The sequence below is a fragment of the Sphingomonas sp. Leaf28 genome, assembly GCF_001421685.1.
Classification (GTDB): domain Bacteria; phylum Pseudomonadota; class Alphaproteobacteria; order Sphingomonadales; family Sphingomonadaceae; genus Sphingomonas; species Sphingomonas aurantiaca.
Genome location: NZ_LMKX01000010.1, coordinates 115,274 through 137,923, shown reverse-complemented (window position 1 = coordinate 137,923; position 22,650 = coordinate 115,274). Strand labels below are relative to the sequence as shown.

15 protein-coding genes and 1 tRNA gene are annotated in these 22,650 nt (G+C 66.2%); 9 read left to right on the top strand and 7 right to left on the bottom strand.

Annotation, left to right across the window (positions count from 1 at the left end; genetic code table 11):
• The first annotated feature begins 1 nt into the window (after position 1).
• The 3 genes from gltB (at position 2) to ASE79_RS16070 (ending at position 5,858) form a co-directional block, all read left to right on the top strand.
• Entirely contained in the window at positions 2-4,516 is a 4,515-nt protein-coding gene (gene gltB, locus ASE79_RS16080; protein ID WP_056418963.1) for a glutamate synthase large subunit, read from the top strand.
• A 321-nt stretch (positions 4,517-4,837) separates the two neighbouring features.
• Entirely contained in the window at positions 4,838-5,512 is a 675-nt protein-coding gene (locus ASE79_RS16075; RefSeq protein ID WP_056418961.1) for a glutathione S-transferase family protein, read from the top strand.
• Position 5,513: 1 nt separating this feature from the next.
• Complete coding sequence (locus ASE79_RS16070) at positions 5,514-5,858, top strand: tRNA-binding protein (protein ID WP_056418959.1); 345 nt, start codon at positions 5,514-5,516, stop codon at positions 5,856-5,858.
• 44 nt (positions 5,859-5,902) lie between these two features.
• Here ASE79_RS16070 and ASE79_RS16065 read toward each other — a convergent pair whose 3' ends face one another.
• Positions 5,903-6,577, bottom strand: coding sequence for an OmpA family protein (locus ASE79_RS16065; RefSeq protein ID WP_056418956.1), 675 nt, complete (start codon positions 6,575-6,577; stop codon positions 5,903-5,905).
• 196 nt (positions 6,578-6,773) lie between these two features.
• Between ASE79_RS16065 and ASE79_RS16060 the strand changes: the two genes are divergently transcribed.
• A complete protein-coding gene (locus ASE79_RS16060; RefSeq protein ID WP_056418954.1) occupies positions 6,774-8,075 on the top strand; it encodes a hemolysin family protein in 1,302 nt (433 codons plus the stop codon).
• A gap of 101 nt (positions 8,076-8,176) precedes the next feature.
• Here ASE79_RS16060 and ASE79_RS16055 read toward each other — a convergent pair whose 3' ends face one another.
• From ASE79_RS16055 to purD, 3 genes are all read right to left on the bottom strand, one after another.
• A complete protein-coding gene (locus ASE79_RS16055) occupies positions 8,177-9,289 on the bottom strand; it encodes a VacJ family lipoprotein (protein WP_056418943.1) in 1,113 nt (370 codons plus the stop codon).
• A 135-nt stretch (positions 9,290-9,424) separates the two neighbouring features.
• Entirely contained in the window at positions 9,425-10,177 is a 753-nt protein-coding gene (locus tag ASE79_RS16050; protein WP_056418941.1) for a hypothetical protein, read from the bottom strand.
• A gap of 97 nt (positions 10,178-10,274) precedes the next feature.
• Positions 10,275-11,540, bottom strand: a complete 1,266-nt coding sequence (gene purD / locus ASE79_RS16045; protein WP_056418938.1) for a phosphoribosylamine--glycine ligase — start codon at positions 11,538-11,540, stop codon at positions 10,275-10,277.
• Here purD and xseA point away from each other — a divergent pair.
• From xseA to ASE79_RS16025, 4 genes are all read left to right on the top strand, one after another.
• Positions 11,539-12,963: an exodeoxyribonuclease VII large subunit gene (gene xseA / locus ASE79_RS16040; protein ID WP_056418936.1), complete on the top strand. Its 1,425-nt coding sequence runs from the start codon at positions 11,539-11,541 to the stop codon at positions 12,961-12,963. The genes purD and xseA overlap by 2 nt on opposite strands.
• A 12-nt stretch (positions 12,964-12,975) precedes the next feature.
• A complete protein-coding gene (locus ASE79_RS16035) occupies positions 12,976-13,176 on the top strand; it encodes a DUF2093 domain-containing protein (protein ID WP_055881745.1) in 201 nt (66 codons plus the stop codon).
• Positions 13,173-14,012 carry a M23 family metallopeptidase gene (locus ASE79_RS16030; RefSeq protein ID WP_056418934.1) on the top strand — a complete coding sequence of 280 codons (840 nt, stop codon included), beginning with the start codon at positions 13,173-13,175 and terminating at the stop codon, positions 14,010-14,012. Before ASE79_RS16035 ends, ASE79_RS16030 begins: the two co-directional genes overlap by 4 nt.
• A 332-nt stretch (positions 14,013-14,344) precedes the next feature.
• On the top strand, positions 14,345-17,302 hold the full coding sequence (locus tag ASE79_RS16025) for a TonB-dependent receptor domain-containing protein (protein ID WP_235516982.1): 2,958 nt from the start codon (positions 14,345-14,347) through the stop codon (positions 17,300-17,302).
• Positions 17,303-17,386: 84 nt separating this feature from the next.
• On the opposite strand, the gene clpB is transcribed toward ASE79_RS16025, so the two are convergent.
• Positions 17,387-19,966 carry an ATP-dependent chaperone ClpB gene (gene clpB / locus ASE79_RS16020; RefSeq protein ID WP_056418925.1) on the bottom strand — a complete coding sequence of 860 codons (2,580 nt, stop codon included), beginning with the start codon at positions 19,964-19,966 and terminating at the stop codon, positions 17,387-17,389.
• Between the two features lie 241 nt (positions 19,967-20,207).
• Positions 20,208-20,282: transfer RNA gene (locus ASE79_RS16015), tRNA-Thr, on the bottom strand.
• Between the two features lie 89 nt (positions 20,283-20,371).
• Here ASE79_RS16015 and ASE79_RS21465 point away from each other — a divergent pair.
• On the top strand, positions 20,372-20,509 hold the full coding sequence (locus ASE79_RS21465; protein ID WP_199860799.1) for a hypothetical protein: 138 nt from the start codon (positions 20,372-20,374) through the stop codon (positions 20,507-20,509).
• Here the strand turns inward: ASE79_RS21465 and ASE79_RS16010 are convergent.
• Positions 20,502-22,310, bottom strand: coding sequence for an aminopeptidase P family protein (locus ASE79_RS16010; protein WP_056418922.1), 1,809 nt, complete (start codon positions 22,308-22,310; stop codon positions 20,502-20,504). The genes ASE79_RS21465 and ASE79_RS16010 overlap by 8 nt on opposite strands.
• Positions 22,311-22,650 lie beyond the last annotated feature (340 nt).

The window sequence follows — 22,650 nt, the reverse complement described above, 5'->3', positions numbered from 1 at the left end:
GATGACCGATTTCACCACCGATCAACGCGCCCGTCTTGCCGAAGAGGGCATGTACCGCCCCGACTTCGAAGGCGATGCCTGCGGCGTCGGGCTCGTCGCCGCCACCGATGGCCGCGCGTCGCGGCGCGTCGTGCAGTCCGCGGTCGATGCGCTCAAAGCGGTCTGGCACCGCGGCGCGGTCGATGCGGACGGCAAGACCGGCGATGGCGCGGGGCTGCATATCGACCTGCCGCTGCGATTCTTCGACGATGCGGTCGCCGCGTCGGGGCACAAGGTGCGCCCGAACCGGCTCGCGGTCGGCATGATCTTCCTGCCGCGCACCGATCTGGGCGCGCAGGAGGATTGCCGGACGATCGTCGAGAGCGCGATCATCGAGGCGGGCTATACCATCTATGGCTGGCGCCAGGTGCCCGTCGACGTGTCGGTGATCGGCCAGAAGGCGCAGGCGACTCGTCCCGAGATCGAGCAGATCATGATCGCCGGGCCGCTGCCCGACGAGCAGGACGCCGCCGAGTTCGAGAAGACGCTGTATCTGGTCCGCCGGCGGATCGAGAAGCGCGTGATCGCGGCGCAGATCCAGGGCTTCTACATCTGCTCGCTGTCGTGCCGGTCGATCATCTACAAGGGGCTGTTCCTCGCCGAATCGCTGTCGGTGTTCTACCCGGACCTGTGCGACCAGCGGTTCGAGAGCCGCGTCGCCATCTTCCACCAGCGCTATTCGACCAACACCTTCCCGCAATGGTGGCTGGCGCAACCGTTCCGCTGCCTGGCGCATAACGGCGAGATCAACACGATCCGCGGCAACAAGAACTGGATGTTGTCACACGAGATCCGGATGGCGAGCCTCGCGTTCGGCGACAATTCGGAGGACATCAAGCCGGTGATCCCGGCGGGCGCGTCCGATACCGCCGCGCTCGACGCGGTGTTCGAGGCGATCTGTCGCTCGGGCCGCGACGCGCCGACCGCCAAGCTGATGCTGGTGCCCGAGGCGGCGAGCCCGGACATGCCGGCAGAGCATACCGCGATGTACCAGTATCTCGCCTCCGTGATGGAGCCGTGGGACGGCCCCGCCGCGCTGGCGATGACCGATGGCCGCTGGGCGGTCGCCGGCATGGATCGCAACGCGCTGCGTCCGCTGCGCTATACGCTGACGTCGGACGGTCTGCTGATCGTCGGGTCGGAGAGCGGGATGGTCGTGGTTCCAGAATCGACGATCGTCGCGAAGGGCCGGCTGGGGCCGGGCGAGATGATCGCGGTCGATCTCGATGAGGGCGTGCTGTTGCAGGACCGCGCGGTCAAGGATCGCATTTCGGGCGAGGCGGATTACGCCGCAATGATCGGGGAATTCCACACGCTCGCTGACCTCCCCTCGGTCGAGGACGCGATCGTGCGCTACGACCGCGCCGAGCTCGCACGCCGTCAGATCGCCGCGGGTCAGACGATGGAGGACATGGAGCTGATCCTGTCGCCGATGGTCGAATCCGCCAAGGAAGCGATCGGATCGATGGGCGACGACACGCCGCTCGCGGTGATCTCGGACAAGCCGCGCCTCATCAGCCAGTTTTTCCGCCAGAATTTCAGCCAGGTGACCAACCCGCCGATCGATCCGTTGCGCGAGCGCCACGTGATGTCGCTCAAGACGCGGTTCGGCAATCTCGCCAACATCCTCGACGTCCGCGACCAGCGCGAGCGCGTGCTGGTGCTTGATTCGCCGGTGCTGACGGGCGAGCATTGGTCGCGGCTGAAGGCACATTTCGGCAGCGCGGTCGCCGAGATCGACTGCACGTTCGAAGTCGGCGGCGGCCCGGAGAAGCTGCGCGCAGCGATCCAGCGGATCCGCAACGAGGCCGAACAAGCGGTGCGGCAGGGCAAGAGCGAGATCTTCCTCACCGACGAGGCGATCAGCGAAGACCGCGTCGGCATCGCCGGCGTGCTCGCCGTGGCCGCCGTCCACACGCATCTCGTCCGTCGCGGCCTGCGCTCCTATGCGTCGATCAACGTGCGGACGGCGGAATGCCTCGACACGCATTATTATGCGGTGCTGATCGGCGTCGGTGCGACCACCGTGAACGCGTATCTGGCCGAGGCCGCGATCGTCGATCGCCAGTCGCGTGGGCTGTTCGGTGACCTCGACCTCGCCGAATGCCTCCGTCGCCACCGCGTCGCGGTCGAGGAGGGGCTGCTCAAGATCATGTCGAAGATGGGCATCGCGGTGATCTCGTCCTACCGCGGCGGCTATAATTTCGAAGCGGTCGGCCTGTCGCGCAGCCTGGTGAACGACCTGTTCCCCGGCATGCCCGCCAAGATCAGCGGCGAGGGCTACAAGTCGCTCCACGTCAACGCGACCGACCGTCACGAAGCCGCGTTCGATCCGGCCGTGGCGACGCTGCCGATCGGCGGCTTCTATCGCCAGCGCCACACCGGCGAGACGCACGCCTATTCGGCGCAGCTGATGCACCTGCTCCAGACCGCGGTCGCGACCGACAGCTACACGAGCTACCTGCAATTCTCGCGCGGCGTGTCCGACCTGCCGCCGGTGTACCTGCGCGATCTGCTCCAGTTCAACTTCCCCGCGGAAGGCGTTCCGGTCGATCAGGTCGAGGCGATCACCGAGATCCGCAAGCGCTTCGTGACGCCGGGCATGTCGCTCGGCGCGCTGAGCCCCGAGGCGCACGAGACGCTCGCGATCGCGATGAACCGGATCGGCGCGAAGGCGGTGTCGGGCGAGGGCGGCGAGGACAAGGCGCGCTTCGTGCCCTACGCCAACGGCGACAATGCCAACTCGACGATCAAGCAGATCGCGAGCGGGCGGTTCGGCGTGACCGCGGAATATCTGAACGCGTGCGAGGAGATCGAGGTCAAGGTCGCACAGGGCGCCAAGCCCGGCGAGGGCGGCCAGCTGCCCGGCTTCAAGGTGACCGAGTTCATCGCCAAGCTGCGCCATGCGACACCCGGCGTGACTCTCATTTCGCCGCCGCCGCATCACGACATCTACTCGATCGAGGATCTGGCGCAGCTGATCTACGACTTGAAGCAGATCAATCCGCGTGCGCGCGTTTGTGTGAAGCTGGTCTCGTCGGCGGGGATCGGCACGGTCGCGGCGGGGGTGGCGAAGGCGCATGCCGACGTGATCCTGATCGCCGGCCATGTCGGCGGCACCGGTGCGTCTCCGCAAACCTCGATCAAGTACGCGGGCACGCCGTGGGAGATGGGGCTGTCCGAGGTCAACCAGGTGCTGACGCTCAACGGCCTGCGCGGTCGCGTGCGGCTGCGGACCGATGGGGGCTTGAAGACCGGTCGTGACATCGTGATCGCGGCGATCCTCGGTGCCGAGGAATACGGCATCGGCACGCTGAGCCTCGTCGCGATGGGCTGCATCATGGTGCGCCAGTGCCATTCGAACACGTGTCCGGTCGGGATCTGCACGCAGAACGACGCGCTGCGGCAGAAGTTCGTCGGCACGCCCGAGAAGGTGATCAACCTGATGACCTTCATCGCCGAGGAGGTCCGCGACATCCTCGCGCGGCTCGGCGTGAAGAGCCTCGACGAGGTGATCGGGCGGACCGAGCTGTTGCGGCAGGTGAGCCGCGGCGCGGAGCATCTCGACGATCTCGATCTCAACCCGATCCTGGCCAAGGTCGATGCGGACGATTCGCAGCGGCGGTTCTCGCTGTCGACGTGGCGCAACGCGGTGCCCGACAGCCTCGATGCGCAGATCATCAAGGATGCCGCCGCGGTGTTCTCGCGCGGCGAGAAGATGCAGCTGACCTATTCGGTGCGCAATACGCACCGCGCGGTCGGCACGCGGCTGTCGAGCGAGATCACGCGGAAGTTCGGGATGTCGACGCTCGCCGACGATCATGTCACGATCCGGTTGCGCGGCTCCGCGGGCCAGTCGCTGGGCGCGTTCCTCTGCAAGGGGATCACACTCGAGGTGTTCGGCGATTCGAACGACTATGTCGGCAAGGGGCTGTCGGGCGGTACGATCATCGTTCGGCCCGCGGTGAGTTCGCCTTTGGCCAGCCAGGACAACACGATCATCGGGAACACCGTGCTGTACGGCGCGACGAGCGGCCGGCTGTTCGCGGCGGGGCAGGCGGGCGAGCGGTTCGCGGTGCGCAATTCGGGCGCGATGGTGGTCGTCGAGGGCTGCGGCGCGAACGGGTGCGAATATATGACCGGCGGCATCGCGGTGGTGCTGGGCAAGGTCGGCGCGAACTTCGGCGCGGGGATGACCGGCGGGATGGCATTCATCTACGATCCCGACGGCGCGTTCGAAACGCGCGCGAACCCCGAGAACATCACCTGGGACCGGGTGCGGTCGCTCCACTGGGCCGACGTGCTGCTCGACCTCGTGCGCGACCATGCTGATACGACCGACAGCAAATGGTCGAAGGGCCTGCTCGAGGACTGGGACCGCGTGGCGCCGCATTTCTGGCAGATCGTGCCCAAGGAAATGCTGACGCGGCTAAGCCATCCGCTCGACGACAGCGCCGAACTGGTCGCGGCAGAGTAAGCCAAACCCTCACACCACCCCGGCGAAGGCCGGGGCCCAATTGGCAAGGTGGCAGTAACGGAGCGCCGCCCTCCGTTAGCCACGCCTCCCAATTGGGCCCCGGCCTTCGCCGGGGGGATAGGGAGGGGCCACGCGGAGACGCGGAGGCGCGGAGCTAGAATCCCCCCCTTCCTGTCTTTCCGTGATCGGTTCTGAAAGAGCTTCGCGCGCTGCGAACGCACCACCTCCGCGTCTCCGCGCCTCCGCGTGAACCAAATCTTCTTACCCACCGCCCAACCGGCGCTAGTGACACACCCGCCCCCCACCGCCTAAACGATAGGCATGTGGCAGCTTTATCAATTCCCCCTATGTCCCTTCTCGCGAAAGGTGCGCCTGCTGCTGGGCGAGAAGGGGGTCGGCTACGAACTCGTCCGCGAATCGCCGTGGGAACGCCGCGACGAGTTCATGGACATGAACCCCGCCGGCCAGACTCCGGTGATGGTCGACGCGTCGCGCGGCGTCGCGCCGCTCATCGATTCAATGGCGATCTGCGAATTCTTCGAGGAAACCGTCGAGAAGGCGGCAATGATCAACGGCACCGCGACCAATCGCGCGGAGATCCGCCGGCTGGTCACGTGGTTCGACACTCATTTCTATCGCGACGTGACCGGCCCGCTGCTCCACGAGCGGATGGTCAAGCGGCTCGCGCACCGCGCCGCGCCCGACGCAAAGGGGCTGCGCGAGGCGATGAAGGCCGCGGTCGGGCATCTCGATTATATGGATTATCTGCTCGATCACCGGAACTGGCTCGGTGGCGCGACGATGAGCCTCGCCGATCTGGCGGCGGCGGCGCAGATTTCGGTCACCGACTATCTCGGTGGGATCGACTGGAAGGGCCACGACCAGACCGCGCGCTGGTATCGCGGGTTCAAGAGCCGCCCGAGCTTCCGCCCGCTGCTGTCCGAACGGATGGAGCTGATCTCGCCGCCGGCGCATTACGACAACGTGGATTTCTGAGATGCCCACCGCAGAAATCGCCTTCCCCGATTTCGAGAAGGTCGACATCCGCGTCGGCACGATCGTCGAGGCCGAACCCTTTCCCGAAGCGCGCAAACCCGCCTTCAAGCTGCGGATCGATTTCGGCGAAGAGATTGGCGTAAAGCGCTCGTCCGCGCAGATCACCGAGCATTATACGCCCGAGACGCTGGTCGGTCGCCAGGTCGCGGCGGTGGTCAACTTCCCGCCGCGCCAGATCGGCCCGGTGCGCTCTGAAGTCCTGACGCTCGGCTTCCCCGACGCCGACGGCAAGGTAGTGCTGATCTCGCCGAGCGTGCCGGTCCCCAACGGCGGCCGATTATTCTAAACGCTTATCCTCCCCTTTGCGGGGGAGGATAAGCCAGGCGCCTCTTACTGGCGCAGGTCGTTCTGCGTGATCGGGACGATCTTCACCTCGACGCGACGGTTCGCCGCGCGGCCGGCATCGGTGTCGTTCGATGCGATCGGCTGCGTCTTGCCGTAGCCGCGCGTGCCGATGCGGGCCGCCTGCACCCCGTGGCCCGACAGATAATCCGCGACAGAGCGTGCGCGGCGCTCCGACAGAGCCTGGTTATACTGGTCGCTGCCGGTCGAATCGGTGTGGCCGTACACGTCGACATAGGTCTGGTTGTACTGAGACAGCGTATCCGCGACCTGGTCGAGCGTCCGCTGGAACTGCGGCTGCACGTTGGCACTGTCATAGGCGAAGGTGATGCCCGACGGGATGTTGAGCACCAGATCGTCGCCTTGGCGGATCACCTGCACGTCGGTGCCGGCGGTGCGTGCGCGCAGATCGCGCTCCTGCTTGTCCATGTACGCGCCGACGCCTGCCCCGGCGAGGCCGCCAATGCCCGCGCCCAACAGCTTTTCGGTACGATCATGGCGTCCGCCGACCACGTCGCCGAGCAGATAGCCACCAAGCGCACCGCCGATGCCGCCAAGCGCGGTCTTCGAAATCGTCTGGCGACCCGTTTCCGGATCGGTAGTGCACCCGCTGGTGGCGATCAATGCGGCGAGTGCTGCGCCTACGAACATCTTGGTTTTCATAGATAATCTCCCTGAGACACGACAATTTGGGGCTTCATGCCCGATACGGCCGACAACCCGGTGTCGCGACGATTGTTCCGCCTGCGCACTGAACCGAGCATGACCATATTTCGCGTCCCCCTGTCGAGTATCCACCCCCCTGTGTGCAAGGGCGGTTGTGCGAACCGGCGTTGTCCTGCAAAGAGGCGCAGAGCCAATGGCACCGCTTCCCCCCTTCCCCTGGATCGACGTTGCGATCATCCTCGCGCTGGTCGCGTTGAACGGCGTTTTCGCGATGAGCGAACTCGCGATCGTTTCGGCGCGCAAGGCGCGGCTCGAGGCGATGGCGCGCGCTGGCAAGAAGGGTTCGCGCGCGGCGCTCGTGCTTGCTGCGGACCCCGGCAAGTTCCTTTCGACCGTCCAGATCGGCATCACGCTGATCGGCATCCTTGCCGGCGCCTATTCGGGATCGAGCCTGGGCATGCCGACTGCGGCGCGGTTGCAGGCGCTCGGCCTGTCCGCCTCGACCGCCGAGACCGCCGGGTTCGCGATCGTCATCGGCCTCACGACCTATGCATCGCTGATCATCGGCGAGCTGGTCCCCAAGCAGTTCGCGTTGCGCGCGCCAGAGGCGATCGCCTCGTTCATGGCGCCGGTGATGCGCTGGCTCGCGATCGGTACCGCGCCGATCGTGTGGGTGCTCGATTCGACCAGCGCGCTGATCTTCCGCCTGCTCCGCCTCAACCGCGAATCAGAGGAGCACGTCACCGCCGAGGAACTTCACCTGATCGTCGCCGAGGCTTCGAAGTCGGGTATCATCGAGGAGCATGAACGCTCGATCATCTCGGGCGTCGTGCGGCTAGCCGATCGCCCGGTCCGCGAGGTGATGACGCCGCGGACCGACATCGACTGGCTCGACTGCAACTGGGGCCCCGACGAGATCCGCGAGACGTTGCTCGCCTCGCAGCATACGCGGCTGCCGGTCGGCGATGGTTCGATCGACGCGGTCAAGGGCGTCGTCCAGGCGCGCGACATCGCCGCCGCGCTGTTCCGCGGCGACCCGCTCGATCTGCGCGCGCTGATGCGCAAGGCGCCGGTGGTGATCGACCAGATCGACGCAATGGATGCACTGCTCGCGCTGCGCGAGGCCGAGGTGCCGATGGCGCTGATCCATGACGAATATGGGCATTTCGAGGGAATCGTGACGCCTGCCGACCTGCTCGCGGCGATCGCCGGCGAGTTCAAGTCGGACGCTGACCCCGACGACGCGCCCTCCGTCGTGGTGCGCGACGACGGGTCGCTGCTAGTGGCCGGCACGATGGCGGCGGATTCGCTCGCCGACCGACTTGGCATCGACCTGCCCGAGGACCGCGACTACGCGACCGTCGCGGGACTCGCGCTGTCGGTCTTCCGCCACCTGCCAGGCGAGGGCGAAAGCTTTGTCGAGCAGGGCTGGAAGTTCGAAATCGTCGATCTCGATGGCCGCCGGATCGACAAGCTGCTGGTCAGCGAAGTCTGAGGCAGGCGTCTCCTGCGAAGGCAGGGGACGGGGCGGCGCAAGCGCCCACAACTCACACGAGCGCGAACGGCGACCGACCGGATTGGTGCCTTGACGCTCCTTTAGTCGGCCGTTGCGGGCACCGTGGCGGAGCTCTCGGTCGCCGGCGCATTGACCACAGGCGCCTCGGCTGCGGGGGTGCCCATAGCAGGGGTCTCTGGAACCGCCCGCGCACCCGGTTCCAGATCCTTCGGCACGAACGGCACGACGCTGGGCGGCGGCCCCGACATGCCCGCGGGATCGCCCTCGGCGCGGCCATGGAGATGGTCGATCTCCGCCTGGCGCCGGTTGAGATAGAAGGACCGGGTCGCCGCATAGGGATCGGGCGAATTGTCGTGCAGGTCCTTGAGTGTCTGGTCGAACTCGGACCGGTGGTCGAGCGCGCCGAGGATCCCTGCCGGGATCGTGTAGGTCGCGCTGGTAAATGGCTTGCCGATGCCGACCGGCAGGATCAGCCGATCGATCGCACCGCCGAACAGGTCGCGGATCGTGGTCGGGCCGACCAGCGGCAGGAACAGGAACGCGCCGTTCTTGACGCCGTAATAGCCCAGCGTGTTGGCAAACCCGTTCGAGCGGCGTGGCAGGTGGAACGGCTTGCGCTTGGCGATGTCGATCACGCCGACCGCGCCGATCGTGGAATTGATCGCGAACCGGCCGACCGTTTCTGCCGCCTTGCCCGGCTTGAACTGCAGCAGGAAGTTCAGGAAGACGATCGGCTCGCGCAGATTATAGAGGAAATTGTGGATGCCGCGCCGGATCGGGCTCGGCACGGTCTTCTTGTAGGTTCGCGCGACCGGGCCGATCACCGCGTCGTCGACCTTCTGCGTCACCGCAAACGACTCGGCATTGACGGCGCGCAGCGGATCGCCTGCGGTTTCCTTGCGTCCGGTAACGACGATATCGCGTCCGGTCGTCGGCGTGTTCAGCGGCGCCGGACCGACCGGCGGGATCGTCTGGGTCGGAACCCCCTGCGGCTCGAACGTCACCGCAGGAAGCGACGCGACCAGCGCCAAGGGTGAAACCGCCATCGACAGCGGCATCAGTACCGGCAGCGAAGCGCTATCGGGAAAATCCCCGGCAAACGGCGACGGCGTCGCACCAAGCCATGCGACCGGCGCTGCCGGTCCATGCACCGGCGTTGCGGTCAGCAGCATCGCGCTCATCATTGCCAGCATGTGCACTCATCACCCTGTCTAATGCCGGCCTCATACTTCGAGGTCCGCCGCCGCGTGGCATGCCCGTCGCCGCGAGCCCGGCATAGAGCCAATCGACATTCGTCGCGCATGACAACTGCCAAAGGTCGCCGGGGCTTACAGCTTCCCGAAGATCGCCTCGAAGCCGGCCTTGTCGCCGGCCGCGAGCAGGCGCGCCTGTTCGACCCAGCGATCGCGACCCATCCGCCCGGTGAAATTGCCAAGTTGTGCATCGATCGACTGCGCCTCGCTTTCGGACAAAGCGGCCATCTGGCCGACCGTCGTGACGCCGAGCGCGCCGAGTTGCGTGGCGACCTTGGGGCCGAGCCCCTTCAGCTGCGTGACCGGGCCATCGGCAAAGGCAGGTGCCGATACGGGGGTGGCAATCTTCGCAGGCGGCGCCGTGATTTCGGCGTGCGGCTGGGCAGCCGGGATGGTGGTCGGGCTGAGATCTGCCGGCAAGATCGGCGTCGTCGATTCGTCGGCGACCCGCGGTGGTGTTGGTGTGGCCTCAACAGGGGACGCGCGCTCGATCGGTGGCGGCGGTGATGCCGGCGTTGGAGCAACCGTCCGTGTCTGGGTCTGGGTCTGCTCGGCCTTGCGCTGCTCGACTGGTGTGGGGGCCGGGGTTGTAGCACGCTGATCGTCCGAGTCGACGGGCGCGGGGGGGACGCCGGCTTCCTCGGCATTGGCGATCACGTCACGCGACGCCTTCACCCGGCTGCGTTTCGCCTTGATGCCCCAGAGCAGCCCGATCACGACCAGGATGGCCACCACAGCGATGATCGTGAAGTGGATCGCGGTTAGCGTCGCAATGCCGTCGGGCAGCAGGCTGAGGCCCGAGGCGGAAGTCGCGGAAGTTTCGTTCATTCTCTATCAGTAGCGCTGCGCGAGAAATGCGGCGAGAGCTAAATCGGGGGCCTCGTCGCGATAGAACGCGGCACGATCGGCTGACGGGCGGGCCGCGTCAGGACGCGCGCGCAATCTCGCGCCAGCCGATGTCGCGCCGATAGAAGCCTTCCGCGAAATCGATCGCGTCGACCCCGCGATAGGCGTTGGCCTGCGCCGCCGCCACGTCATCGCCGGTGGCGGTCACCGCAAGAACGCGACCGCCTGATGCGACCAGCCCGCCATCTTCGAACCGGGTGCCAGCGTGAAACACCGTGGCGCCAGCGGCGCGCGCCGAGTCGAGGCCGATGATCGACCCACCCGCCTGGGGCCTCCCCGGATAGCCATCGGCCGCCATCACCACCGTCAAGGCGGTCTCTTCGCTAAACGTCGCCGCGGGCATCTCGCCAAGCCGTCCCTCGGCCACCGCCAGCATCGTTGCAAGCAGATCGCCTTGGAAACGCAGCATCAACACCTGCGTTTCTGGGTCGCCGAATCGCGCATTATATTCGATCAGCTTTGGGCCCTGCGGCGTAAGCATCAGCCCGGCATAGAGCACGCCGCTGAACGGCATGCCGTCTGCGGCCATCGCCGCCACGGTCGGCGCGACGATCTCGTCGATGGCGCGCTGTTCGAGCGCAGGCGTCAGGACGAGGGCGGGGCTGTACGCGCCCATCCCGCCGGTGTTCGGGCCGGTATCGCCTTCGCCGACGCGCTTGTGATCCTGCGCGGAGCCGAACGGCATCAGCGACACGCCATCGGTGAGGACGAAGAGGCTTGCTTCCTCGCCTTCCAGGAATTCCTCGATCACCGCTTCGGCTTCCCCGTCGGCGAACAGCGCATCGAGCGCCGCCTCGGCTTCGGCCGCACTGAACGCGATGACGACGCCCTTGCCCGCCGCCAGCCCGTCCGCCTTGATGACGACCGGCAGCGAAAACGTGCGGGCGAGCGCGGTTTCAGCCTCTGCGCGGCTCTTCACCCGGACATAGCCTGCGGTCGGAATCCCCGCGCGCTGGCACAGATCCTTGGTGAAGCCCTTCGAGCCCTCCAACTGCGCCGCAGCCCTGGAGGGCCCGAACACGGCAATGTCCGCGGCGCGCAATGTGTCGGCCAGCCCGTCGACCAGCGGCGCCTCCGGCCCGATCACGACGAGCCCGATCGCATGCTCCCGCACGAACGCAGTGACGGCGGCGTGATCCGTCGCATCCAGCGGGACGAGCGTCGCGAGCTGCGCAATCCCGGGGTTGCCCGGCGCGGCATACAGCGTATCGAGGCCGCGAGATTGCACCAGCTTCCACGCGAGCGCATGTTCGCGCCCCCCCGAGCCCAGCAGCAGGACGTTCATGCCCGATCCCTTTTCCGATGACGTGTCGAGTGACATGGGGCGGCTGGTAGCCGAGCCGGTCGCCGGCGACAACGCACTCGCCATGTCGGTCGGCGAACTCGCGTTCAAGCTGAAGCGGATGGTCGAGGGCGAATTCGGTCATGTCCGCCTGCGCGGCGAGATATCCGGCTGGAAACGCGTCGCCTCAGGGCATTGCTACATGTCGCTCAAGGACGACCAGGCGGTCATCGACGGCGTCATCTGGAAGGGCAATGCGTCGAGCCTCGCCTTCGTGCCGCAGGACGGCATCGAGGTGATCGCGACCGGCAAGCTCACCACCTATCCCGGTCGCTCTAAATATCAGATCGTCATCGAGCGGATGGAGCTGGCCGGCGCGGGCGCGCTGATGGCGCTGCTCGAGAAGCTCAAGGCGAAGCTCAGCGGCGAGGGGCTGTTCGACCGGGCGCGCAAGCAGCCGCTGCCGTTCATGCCGCGGGTGATCGGGGTCGTGACGTCGGGCACCGGCGCGGTGATCCGCGACATCCTCCACCGCCTGGAGGATCGCTGCCCGACGCACGTCATCGTCTGGCCGGTCAAGGTGCAGGGCGAGGGCTCCGCCGCGGAGATCGCCGCCGCGGTCGGCGGGTTCGACGCGATCGCCCCCGGCGGTCCGGTACCGCGCCCCGATCTCGTCATCGTCGCGCGCGGCGGCGGCTCGGTCGAGGATCTGTGGTCGTTCAACGAAGAGGTCGTGGTGCGCGCGGTCGCCGCCTGCACGATCCCGATCATTTCCGCGGTGGGCCACGAGACCGACACGACGCTGTGCGACTTCGCTGCCGACCTGCGTGCGCCGACGCCGACCGCGGCGGCCGAAATCGCGGTGCCGGTGCTTGCCGACCTGCGGCTGACGATCGACAGCCACCGCAATCGGACCGAACGCTGCGCCCGCCGCCATGTCGAGCGCGGTCGCGAGCGGCTCGACGCGCTGGCGCGGTTGCTGCCCAAGCGGGATCAGTTGCTCGGGCCGCAGCGCCAGCGCGCCGACGATTTCGGCCAGCGGCTCGATCGCGGGCTGGAGCGGCGCCTGACCATGGCACGCGGTAGCCTCGATCGATCGGGAGCGGCGCTCCGTCCGGCCACGCTCGATCGCAAGCTCGAGGCGAAACGCGCGCAGCTCGACGCGACGTGGCGGCTCGTCCAGTCGCTCAACCCCGACACGATCCTCGACCGCGGCTATGCCCGCGTCACCGTCCGCCCCGGTGGCGAAACGCTCGCCTCGGCCAAGTCGGCAAAAGCGGCAGGCGCACTGACCCTTCACTTCCGCGATGGCGTCGTGGACGTGGTGACGGATGCCGGCCTTGAGCGACCCGCCGCCAAAACCTATGCTGCCCCCAAGGCAAAGCCCGCGCCGGACGCCGCGGCCCGCCAGCCCACCCTTCTATAGAAGAGCCCGATCATGCTGATGTCCAACTCCGACCGCGCCGCTCGCCTCCATTATATGGCCAATGGTTTCCGCGTGCTCAGCCCGGGCGACCATGTCGCCTGCGCGGCGACCGGTCACCGCATCGCGCTCGAGGACCTGCGCTACTGGAGCGTCGCGCGGCAGGAGGCCTATGCCACCGCCGCCGCCGCGAGCGAAGCGATGGCGCCACGATGATCCGGGCGGCGGTGCTCGCGCTGTTGGTCGCAACCAGCGCAACCGCCCAGCAAGCGCCGCCCCCGACCACCGCAAGCGCATCCGCATTACGCTGGACCGGCACGCTGAGCCAGGGCGGGTTGATTCTGGGTGCGGCCCCCACCGGTACGCGCGCCCTCACGCTCGATGGCAAACCGATCGCGTTGTCGCCCGATGGCCGCTTCCTTGCCGGCTTCGACCGTGACGCCGGCCCGCAGGCGGTCCTCGCGGCGACATTGGCCGATGGCCGCATCGTCACGCAGCCGCTGACGATCGCGCCCCGGGCCTGGCGCATCGAGCGCCTGAACACGCTGCCGAAATTTCCCGCGCCCGACCCGGTCTTCGCCAGGCTGCGTCCGCCCGAACTTGCGCAGATCGTCGCAGCGCGCGCCCGGATTTCCGATGCGCAAGGTTGGCGACAAGCCTTCGCTTGGCCCGCCACCGGTCGCATCTCCGGGCTGTTCGGGGCGCAGCGCATCTACAAGGGCGAGCCCGGCAGCTATCATTCGGGAACCGACATCGCCAAGCCGACCGGCGCGATCGTCACGGCGCCCGCGGACGGCGTCGTGATCTTGGCAGCCGATCACCCCTTCACGCTGGAGGGCAACCTGCTGATGCTCGACCACGGCATGGGGCTGAACAGCGCGTTCCTGCATCTGTCGCGGATCGACGTGAAGGTCGGCGATCACGTGACGCAGGGGCAGCCGATCGGTGCGGTCGGCATGACCGGCAGGGCGACGGGCCCGCATCTCCACTGGAGCCTGCGCTGGAACGACGCGAAGCTCGATCCGATGCTGGTGGCGGACGCGGTGCGGTAACCGCTCTGCCTGATTTTGTTACAACGTGGCGGTCGAGTGATTAAAAACAACGCATTCGTTGCCGCAGCAACCAGCGTTTGTGTCATTTCGGACACTATTTCTGTCCAAACCGCGCAACGTGACATGACGGATCTTTACACGAGAATGCCGTGGCTTCATCCCTGTGTCATATCTTCGGCACTCGTTTGACGATGGCCGAAGTGAATTCCGCAGTTGATCGTCAAAGCGGCAATTGCGGGCTGAAAAGGGGAATTCGCTTGGTTACCACGTCTCGTTTCACGTCCAGAGCTTTGCTGCTTGCCGCTGCGACGCCGCTGGCACTCGTCCTGTCCATGGCGCCCGGTTATGCGCAGGATGCGGCGCCAGCCGCCGGGTCGCCGGCTACCGCCGCCCCGCAGACGCCCGCTTCCGCAGATGAATCCGGGCAGGATATTGTCGTTACCGGTTCGATCATCCGCGGCACCGATCTCGGGATCTCACCGACTACCACGCTGACCACCGAGAACCTCGACGCACGCGGTATCACCACTGTTCAGGCGGGCATCCAGGCTCTGTCGTCGAACAATGGTCCTGCGCTGACCAACTCGTTCACCGCAAACGGTGCTTTCGCAGCCGGCGCCTCGTCTGTCTCGCTGCGTGGCCTGTCGACCAACTCAACGCTCGTGCTGTTCGACGGCCTGCGCGCTGCCTATTATCCGCTGTCGGATGACGGTTCGCGTAACTTTGTCGATCTGAACACCATCCCCGACGACGTCGTCGAGCGTATCGACGTTTTGCGCGACGGTGCCTCGTCGAGCTACGGCGCCGACGCGATCGCCGGCGTGGTCAACGTGATCACCAAGCGCAAGTTCACCGGCATTTCCGGTCGCGCCGAAGCTGGGATCTCGCAGGATGGCGTCAACGCCAACCAGCGCCTCACGCTGACCGCTGGCACCGGCGATCTCGATGAGAAGGGCTACAACGCCTATATCAGCGGTTTCTATTACCGTACCGAAGGCGTGTACCAGCGCGACCTGCCCGCTCCGTTCAATTCGGATAACCTGACCGGTCTTTGCAGCAGCCGTACCGGCAGCCAGCAGTGCGGCCCGAACAATATCTCGAACGCTATTCAGCCAGATGGCACCCTCAACGGCTTCGCCATTGGCACGGCGAACTACTATGTTCGTCCCGCGAACGCTGCGAACACGGTGTCGACCGGCCGCTACCAGTTGCTCAACCCGGCTGCAGGCTGCCTCAACGGCACGCCGTACAATCCGACGGCTGCGCAGTTAGCTGCAAACGTAACGGCGCCGACCACGGTCTGCCAGGTCGACAACACCAACAAGTACGACATGGTGACGCCGAACAACGAGCGCTTCGGCGGTTCGGCACGCTTCACGGCGAAGGTAGGCGACAATTCGGAAGCGTACCTGATGGTAAACTTCCAGCAGTCGTCGAGCAACTACACGGGTCGTCCTGCCGTTATCCGCGGCAATGCGCCTGCCGGTATCCTCTTCCCGCAGTTCTCGACCTCGCAGGCTGCAACGCCTGCGCTCGCAGCCGGCTCGAGCATCCTGGCACTGCCGGTCTATGTCTGCGCTGCTCGCGTGAACTGCACCGCAGCCAACGGCACGCTTAACCCCAACAATCCGTTCGCAGCACAGAATCAGGTCGCTCGCCTCGTCGGTGCGCTGCCGGACACTGTGACGCAGAACGCGACACGCAGCCGCGTGTATCGTGCGGCCTTCGGCATGAAGGGCACCGTGCTCGACGATGTCGAATACGACTTCAACGCGACCGCGATGCATACCGACCTGCGTATCAAGACCAACGGCTATGTGTACATTCAGCATCTGCTCGACGTCATTGCCGACGGCAGCTACAACTTCGTCAACCCGGGTCTCAACACCCAGGCGGTGCGCGACTATCTGTCGCCTGAGAACATCACCGACACGACGTCGGATCTCTACCAGGCACAGCTGACGTTGCAGAAGTCGCTGGCCACGCTGCCCGGCGGCGACCTTCGCCTCGCGGTCGGTGGGTCGATCTTCTACGAAGCCGTCGATGCACCCAGCGCCAACGACGATTACAACGGCGCGACGCAGCGTTACTTCACGCTGAACGCGTTCGGCACCAAGGGTAATCGCACGGTCAGCTCGGCATTTGCCGAAATCAATGCGCCGATCCTGAGTGTGCTCACGCTCAACGGTTCGGGCCGCTACGATCATTACTCGACCGGCCAGAGCAACTTCTCGCCGAAGGTCGGCGCGATCTTCACGCCGGTCAGGGAGGTCACCGTCCGTGGTACCTATTCGCGCGGCTTCCGTATCCCGAGCTTCGGGGAGGCGAACGCGCTGCCGACGACGGGCTATGTGACGCAGTCGGTCAACGCGATCCCCAACGCGTTCCTCGCTCAGTACGGTGCTGGTTGTTCGCAGGCGACGCCAAACGGCTGCCCCGCGTACATCACGGCCTATTCGATCGGTCAGACGACGCTGGCATCGCCCAACCTGAAGCCTGAAAAGTCGCGCAGCTTCACCGGTGGCGTGAAGTTTGATCCGGTTCGCAACGTGTCGTTCACGGTCGATTACTACAACATCAAGAAGACTGGTGCGATCACGACCGCGAACAACGCCCCGGCGATCGCGGCCTATTATGCCGGGCAGGCCATCCCGACTGGGTTCGAGGTCATTGCCGACGCGGTTGACGTCAACAACCCGAACGCACGGCCGAAGATCGCATTCGTCCGCTCGCAGCTGATCAATGCCGACACGATCAATTCGTCGGGCATCGATTTCGGTATCAACGGTGCGTACGACTTCGGTCCGGTCAAGTGGACGTCCAACCTTAACGCCAGCTACATTCTCGAGCTGAGCACGACGGTCGACGGCGTGAAGCAGCGCTACGAAGGCACACTCGGCAACTTCAACCTGACGGCAGGTTCGGGCACGTTCGAGTGGAAGGGCAACTGGCTCAACACCTTCGACTTCGGCGACTTCGCGCTGAGCACGACGGTGAACTACACGTCAGGTTACGACCTGTCGGCCACCGATCAGGGCGACGCGTATAAGGATTGCGGGCAGGCACAGGTGTACACCGACTGCCACGTGAAGAAGTACATCACGGTCGATGCGAACGTGAACTTCAAGGTCACCGACCAGTTCAGCTTCTACGTCAACGCGCTGAACATCCTCAACGATCTGCCGCCGGTCGATACGGTCACCTATGGGGCCTATCTGTACAACGCCATCCAGGGCGGCGATGGCATCTTCGGTCGTCAGTTCCGCGCAGGCGCGAAGTTCAAGTTCTAAGACTTACTCACCTGCAAAAACGAGGGGCGGTTCCGAAAGGAGCCGCCCCTTTTTGTTGGTAGAAATGACGGGCTCGCGTTGCCGTCAGGCGATCGCCAGAACCAGCTTGCCGTCGCCTTCGTCGACCCGGACGGTCGAGCCGTCCTTTACTTCACCGCGCAGGATCATGTCGGCGAGGGGGTCTTGCAGATAGCGCTGGACCGCGCGCTTGAGCGGCCTTGCGCCGTAGACGGGGTCGTAGCCGACGCGGCCGAGCCATGCGCGGGCGGCTTCGGTGAGGTCGAGCACGATCTTGCGGTCGGCGAGCAGCTTGTCGACGCGGGACACCTGGATGTCGACGATCGGCGCCATGTGCGACTGGCCGAGGCGGTGGAACAGGATCACCTCATCGAGACGATTGAGAAATTCCGGGCGGAAGTGCGACCGGACGATCTCCATCACCTGCGGCTCGACCGACGAGACGTCGTCGCCCTCGGCCATGTTGGCGAGATACTGGCTGCCCAGATTGCTCGTCAGGATGATCAGCGTGTTGCTGAAATCCACCGTGCGGCCCTGGCCGTCGGTCAGGCGGCCGTCGTCGAGCACCTGGAGGAGCACGTTGAACACGTCGCCATGCGCCTTCTCGACCTCGTCGAACAGGATCACCTGATAGGGACGCCGGCGGACCGCCTCGGTCAGCACGCCGCCCTCCTCATAGCCGACATAGCCGGGAGGCGCGCCGATCAGCCGTGCGACCGCGTGCTTTTCCATGAACTCGCTCATGTCGATGCGGACCATCGCCGACGGATCGTCGAACAGGAACTCGGCGAGCGCCTTGGTCAGCTCGGTCTTGCCGACGCCCGTTGGCCCCAAGAACAGGAAGCTGCCCAAGGGACGGTTGGGATCCTGTAGCCCCGCACGCGCACGACGGACCGCGGTCGAGACGGCCTTCACCGCATGCGCCTGGCCGATGACGCGCTTACCGATCGTCGCTTCCATCGCGAGCAGCTTGTCGCGCTCGCCTTGGAGCATCCGCTCGACCGGGATGCCCGTCCAGCGGCTGACGACGCCGGCGATGTCGTCCGCGGTGACCTCCTCGCGCAGCATCGCGCCCTTGGTCGCGCCCGCCGCCTCGTCGAGCTGGCGTTGCAGGCCGGGGATCGTGCCGTAGGAGAGCTCGCCTGCCTTTGCGAGATCGCCCGAGCGCTGTGCCTGGTCAAGTTCGAGGCGCGCAGCGTCGAGCTGTTCCTTGAGCCGTGCCTCGGCGTTGATCTTGTCCTTTTCGCCCTTCCAGCGTGTCGTCAGCTCGGCGGATTGCTCCTCGAGATTGACGAGATCGCCCTCGAGCGTGTCGAGCCGGTCGACCGAGGCGTCGTCGGTTTCGCGTTTCAATGCCTCGCGTTCGATCTTGAGCTGGATGATGCGGCGGTCGAGATTTTCGATCGCTTCGGGCTTGGATTCGACCTCCATACGGATCCGGCTCGCAGCCTCGTCCATCAGGTCGATCGCCTTGTCGGGGAGGAAGCGGTCGGTGATGTAGCGGTTTGACAGCGTCGAGGCGGCGACGATCGCGCCGTCGGTGATCCGGACGCCGTGGTGCAGCTCGTATTTTTCCTTGAGGCCGCGGAGGATCGAGATCGTGTCCTCGACGGTCGGTTCGCCGACCATGACCGGCTGGAACCGGCGCTGGAGGGCGGGATCCTTCTCGACATATTTCCGGTATTCGTCGAGCGTGGTCGCGCCGACGCAGTGGAGCTCGCCGCGCGCCAAAGCGGGTTTCAGGAGGTTTCCCGCGTCCATCGCGCCTTCGGATTTGCCCGCGCCGATCAGCTGGTGCATCTCGTCGATGAACAGAATGACGTCGCCCTCAGCGGCCTTCACCTCGTCGAGCACGCCCTTCAGCCGCTCCTCGAACTCGCCGCGATACTTCGCGCCCGCGATCAGGCTGCCCATGTCGAGCGACATGAGGCGGCGGTCCTTGAGCGTGTCGGGGACGTCGCCATTGGCGATGCGCAGCGCCAACCCCTCGGCGATCGCGGTCTTGCCGACGCCGGGTTCGCCGATCAGCGCGGGGTTGTTCTTGGTGCGGCGCGCGAGGATCTGGATCGTGCGGCGGATTTCCTCGTCGCGGCCGATCACGGGGTCGAGCTTGCCGTCGCGTGCCGCCTGGGTGAGGTCGCGCGCGAATTTCTTGAGTGCGTCATAGCGGTCCTCGGCGCCCGCGGTGTCGGCGGTGCGGCCCTGGCGAACGCTGTTGATCGCGGTGTTGAGGCCTTCCGGGGTGACGCCGCCGGCCTTCAGCGCCTTGCCCGCTGCCGTGTTGAGCGACAGCGCGAGCGCGACGAGCAGCCGTTCGACGGTGACGAAGCTGTCGCCCGCCTTGGTCGCTATCTGTTCGGCCTGGTCGAGTACGCGCACCGCGTCGTTGTCGATCCCCGGCGTGGTCTGCGCGCCCGAGCCCGACACGGCGGGTATCTTGGCGAGCGCGAGGTCGGTTTCCGACGTCGCGCGCTTCGCGTCGCCGCCCGCCGCCTTGATCAGCCCGGCGGCCATGCCCTGCTCGTCTTCGAGCAGCGCCTTCAGCAGATGTTCGGGTGCGATCCGCTGGTGGTTCATGCGGATCGCGACGGTCTGCGCGGATTGGAGAAAGCCTTTCGCGCGGTCGGTGAATTTGTCGATGTTCATGACGAATCCCTGTGGATTTGCTCGGTGTTGCCCAAAAGATGGTGTTGTATTTGGGCAACACAAGAGGCGGCGCGGCTGCAGCATGGAGTGCCGGCGGCGAAGTTACAAATCTCGCGCACCGCAACCAGCGCAAGCCGTCGTCGGCGTAGCGCCTACTCGGGGTGGTGTCTGGTGGGGAGGTGGGTGCCCTCCGCATCGCGCTTTCATCAAAGCGTCCGATGCGGAGGCACAACCAAAAAACTGGTGCTGCCGGTGAGGATTGAACTCACGACCTCAGCCTTACCAAGGATGCGCTCTACCACTGAGCTACGGCAGCACTCGCCGGCATCGCTGCCGGCGGAGAGGGGCTAAGAGACGAGGGCGGGACGATTGTCAAGGCATCCCGCCAGAATGTAGGGCGGAATTATGGATGATCGGGATCGAAAGGCGGCAGAGAAGGCCGAACGCATGGCCGCCGCGCTGCGCGAGAACCTGCGGCGGCGGAAGGCGCAGGCGCGGGCAGTGAGTGCCGCGCCTGCCACTGAGGACGAGCCGCTCAAGTAAGCGATGCGCATTTGGCGGCGAGCCAGGCGCGATCCGCCTCGTCGGTCATTTCCGGGGTCAGGACCGCCAGCACCTTTGCGTGATAGTCGTCGACCCAGGCGCGCTCCTGCGGCGTCAGCAGCGAGGGCTCGATCAGCGTGCGTTCGATCGGGCAGAAGGTGAGCGTCTCGAAGCCTAGCATTTCCCGATCGGCGCCCGGAATGGTGCGTGGCTCGATCAGGATCAGGTTCTCGATGCGGATGCCGTATTCGCCCGCCTTGTAATAGCCGGGCTCGTTGGACAGCATCATGCCTGCACGCAACGGCTCCAGCGCCGCGCCGCCGGGATAGTTGGGCGCGGCGATACGCTGTGGCCCCTCATGGACCGCGAGATAGGCGCCGATGCCGTGGCCGGTGCCGTGCGCGAAATCGAGCCCGGCCTCCCATAGCGGTCGGCGCGCGAAGGCGTCGATCTGCCCGCCCATCGTGCCGTCGGGAAAGACCGCGGTGGCGATCGCGATGTGGCCCTTGAGGACGCGCGTGAAGCGGTCGCGCATCTCGGGCGTCGGTGCGCCGATCGGCATGACCCGGGTCACGTCGGTGGTGCCGTCGGCATATTGGCCGCCCGAATCGATCAGATAGAGTTGGCCCGGCTCGATCGGCGCGCTCGATTCCTCGGTGACGTGATAATGCGGGATCGCGCCGTGCGGACCGGTCGCGGAGATCGTGTCGAACGACGTGCCCTTGAGGACGTCGGTCTCTTCGCGGAACGCCAGCAGGCACGCGGCGGCGCTCAGCTCGGTCTGCCCGCCCTTGATGCATTCGATCTCGACCCAGCGCAGGAACCGCGCGAGCGCCGCGCCGTCGCGCGCCGATGCGGCACGGTGGCCACCGATCTCGACCGGGTTCTTGATCGCCTTGGCCAGCACGACGGGATCGCGCAGTGGCAGCGTCCTGGCGCCACCCGCCTGCAACGCCTGCGTGATCGCGGCGACGGTGCGCTCGGGATCGGCGGCGACCCGCTTGCCCGCATAGCCGCCGAGCGCAGCGGCGAACGCGGTGCGATCATAGAGGCGCACCGCGTTGCCGAGATGCTGGCGCACGCCGTCGTCGATCTTGTCGGGCGCGACGAACAGGTCGGTCGTGCCGTCCGCGCCGACGATCGCATAGGACAGTGCGACGGGGGTGTGATCGACGTCGCCGCCGCGGACGTTGAGCGCCCATGCGATCGAATCGAGCGCGGTGAGGACGACCGCGTCGGCCTTGTGATCGGCGAGCCAGTCGGCGATCGCGGCGCGCTTCTCGGCGGACGAGGCGCCGGTGAACTGGTCGGGCTGGACGGTGAGCTTGGCGGGCGACGGGGCGGGACGATCGGTCCAGATCGCATCGACCGGATTGGCCTCGACCGCGACGAGGACCGCATCTCGTTCGGCCAGTGCAGCGGTGGCGACGGCGACCCAGCCATCGGTGTGGAGCCACGGGTCGTAGCCGATCCGGCCGCCAACCGGCGCATGCGTGCCAAGCCAGGCTGCGGGGCTGGTCTGCGGCACCGCCTCATACGCCCAGTGCGCGCCATCGACCTGCTCGCGCACCTGGATCGTGTAGCGGCCGTCGGTGAAGATCGCGGCGCGGTCGGCGAGCACGACGGCGGTGCCGGCGGAGCCGCCGAAGCCGGTGAGCCAGCCGAGCCGCTGTGCATAGCCGCCGACATATTCGCTCATGTGCTCGTCTGTCAGCGGGATGACGAAACCGTCGAGATTATCGGTGGTTAGCTGGGCGCGGAGGGCGGCGAGGCGGGCAGCGGGGCGGGCGTTCGGGGTCATCGGTTCAGGCTCTCGTCAAAAGTGAAGTAGAGAAAGTGCAGACGCTGGCGTGGGTGTGGTGCGCGCTCGATATGGCCTCTGCAGCGCGAGGCGGCGGCGGCGATGCGGGGGCGGATCTGACAGTCTTGGGCCATGCAGGGGGTTTTGGCAGAAAGGGGATGGGTAGGACAGCGGGCTTGGGCGCGCGCAGTCTAGCCGACGAACGCTCCCCACCTCGTCACCTCGCCACCTCCCCGGCGAAGGCCGGGGTCCAGTTGGGGGACGTTGCTAACTGGAGGCATCGCGTCGCTACTGCGGCCTTTCCAACTGGACCCCGGCCTTCGCCGGGGTGGTGGACGTG